Source organism: Rubrivirga sp. (assembly GCF_049648075.1).
GTDB lineage: Bacteria > Bacteroidota > Rhodothermia > Rhodothermales > Rubricoccaceae > Rubrivirga.
In genome coordinates, this window is the sequence record NZ_JBARYR010000140.1 from 1 (window position 1) to 2,633 (window position 2,633).

Consider the following 2,633-nt stretch of genomic DNA (forward strand, 5'->3'; position numbering starts at 1 on the left):
GGCCTCGACGCGGCCCGCCCGCTGCCCGAGCACGCGGCTCCCGATGACCATGTCGGCGGTGCCGTCGCGGACCGGCGCTAGGACGGCCTCGAGGTCGGCGGGATCGTCGCTCTTGTCGGCGTCTAGAAAGAGGACGACATCGGGCACGGCCTCGAGGTCGCGGACCCAGGCAAGGCCCGCGAGGCACGCGCGCCCGTAGCCGGCGCGAGGCTCAGGGACGACGATCCCGCCGGCCTCACGAGCGACCTCCGCCGTCCGGTCGCGCGACCCGTTGTCCACGACGACGACCGTCTCGACAGCCTGCCCTGAGCCTGCCGAAGGGGCCTCGAGGACGGACGCCACCACGTCGCCGACGGACGCCTCCTCGTCCCGGGCCGGGATGACGACGACGGTCCGCATCACGGCAGACGCTTGTCGACGAAGCCGGCTTGCATGACGACGTCCGTGGGGACCAAGAGGGGAAGCGAGACCGGCACCGCCCAGTCGATCCCGCCGACGCCGTCCTCGAGGGCGGCCGGCTGCTCGCTGAGGATGACGGCCTCGAAGCGGACGTCGAGCAGCTCGACGTCGCCGCCGGCGGAGCCGTAGAGGATCTGCGTGGACTGCTCCCGAGCGGTGCCGAGCAAGGCCGAGAGCGCCGGGTCGCCCAGGGGGATCCGCGTCGGGACGACCAGGTCGAACGCGCCCGACCCGTCGGCTCGCTGGACGCTGTACCGGACCGTCCCCTCCGTCGCCCGGCCGACGAGGTCGCGGAGGCTCAGGAAGACGCGGAACGTCGGAGCAGCGCTGATCGAGTCGATCTGGACCGCCGGGTCTCCGAGGGTGACCGTCGAGACCGACCGGGCGCCGTCGTCGCGCACGACCTCGATGCGGTGGACGTCGCCCGCCGCGACCTCGAGGTCGGCGATGGCGACGCGGTCCGTGGACCCGTCCTCGAGGACGACGAGCGAGTCGCGCCACGCGGTCTCCCGCCCCGACGTGAGCTCGGTCGAGGTCACAATCGGTGGCGGCAGAGAGGCGATGTCGTTGAGGGGCGCCCGGAGGTCCTTGACACGGAGCACCTGGCGGCTCTCGCGGCCGTCGAGCGCGCCGAAGACGGCGAATGCCAGGTCCGTCTCGGCCCGTGGGTCGAAAGCGTCGGAGCAGCCCGCGAGCGCCACCGCCGCGCAGCACAACGCGGCGAGGCGGCCTCGAACATCGAGAGGCCGGCACAGCCAGCAGAAGAGGGCAGTCCGTCTCCGCACTAGTCGACCTCGAGGCGGAGCCCCAGCGTGGGCAGGAGCGGGAGCTGGTCCACGCGCTCGTTCCGCACCGCGTCGAAGTAGAACACGTTCGAGCGGTCGTAGGCATTCACCAGGGCCGCCTGGACCACTAGCGAGGCGCGCGGAAGCTGAGCCGCCCACTCGATCGACACGTCCAAGCGGTGGTACGACGGCGTCAGCCCAACGTAGGGTTCGGCCTCGAAGATCGCCGTGGGCCGACCCGGATTGCTCACGAGGTCGCGCCCGCCCTCGAGGTCGCGGAAGGCGCCCAGCACGCGCTGGACCGGACGGCCGGACGTGAGTTGGAACGCGACCGACGCGGCCCACGGGCCTCGCTCGGCCCGACCGCTGAGAGCCAGGCGGTGCGGACGGTGGAACGGCGGTCGGTACGTGCGGAACGCGTCGCGGTAGGTCAGCGCGGACGCGGTGTACACGGCCTCGAGACGTAGGCCCGGCCGTCGGTAGGAGCCGGTCACGTCCAGGCCGTACGCGTCGCCGTTGGTGGACAAGAGCTGGCCGCCGACCAGGATCGTCTGGCCCGAGAGTGACTTCGCGTAGCCCTCGATGCCCAGGCGGAGCCCGTCGGCGACGGTGCCTTCCCATCCAGCGAGCCCGTGCACGGCCGTTGGAATCGGAAGCTGGCTCGAGGGCGTGGTCCAGGCCGTGAACACGTCCCCGATGTCGCGCTGGTCGTTCAGGCCCACGATCTCCTGGCGGTAGACGCCGCCCGCCGCCCGAAAGACGGATCGGCCTCGCGTGTACGAGACCTGCAGCCGAGGCTCGATGGACGACGGCTGCTGCTGGGCTGGGAACGTCTGGACGCGGACGCCCGGCTCGATGCGCAACGCGCCGAACTCGAGGTCGGCGTCGGCGAAGACGGAGCCCTCGCTCGTGTTGTCGTTCCGCTCGGCTTCGGGCCGGAACGAGTAGAGGAACCGGTACGACGAGGCCTGAATGCCGGTCCGAAAGGTGTGCGGCCCGACGTAGTAGACGTAGCCGAACCGGCCGCCGAACACGCTCGACTCGGACATCCGTGGCGGCCCGCTCGCGCGGTCAGGCGACGGGACGAACTCCGACACGAACTCGGACCAGTAGGCCGAGATGTCGAGCGCGGCGGCGAACTCGGACGAGATCGTGTAGAACTGGCCCCCGACGGCCGTCGACCGCTGGCGGAGCACGTCGCCGGTCTCGCCCAGATCGGCCCGGTCGCGGGCGTAGAGGGCCGTCGCCTGCAGCGTCGAGGTCGCGTCGAGCCGGGCGTGAGCCTTGGCGAACGCGTCCTCGAAGCGGTACGGGAGGTCCGATCCGACGGCCGCCGCGCTCTCCTCGACCAACGACTGCCGCGCCGAGGCCAGGACCGACAGGTCGCCC

3 protein-coding genes are annotated in these 2,633 nt (G+C 71.8%); all 3 read right to left on the reverse strand.

Annotation, left to right across the window (positions count from 1 at the left end):
* Positions 1 to 399 (reverse strand): glycosyltransferase family 2 protein (locus WBA11_RS03945; RefSeq protein ID WP_424519423.1); only part of this gene is annotated, 399 nt, incomplete at its 3' end.
* Positions 399 to 1,244 carry a hypothetical protein gene (locus tag WBA11_RS03950; RefSeq protein ID WP_424519424.1) on the reverse strand — a complete coding sequence of 282 codons (846 nt, stop codon included), beginning with the start codon at positions 1,242 to 1,244 and terminating at the stop codon, positions 399 to 401. The genes WBA11_RS03945 and WBA11_RS03950, both read right to left, overlap by 1 nt.
* On the reverse strand, positions 1,244 to 2,633 hold a 1,390-nt coding region (locus WBA11_RS03955), incomplete at its 5' end, for a hypothetical protein (protein WP_424519425.1). The genes WBA11_RS03950 and WBA11_RS03955, both read right to left, overlap by 1 nt.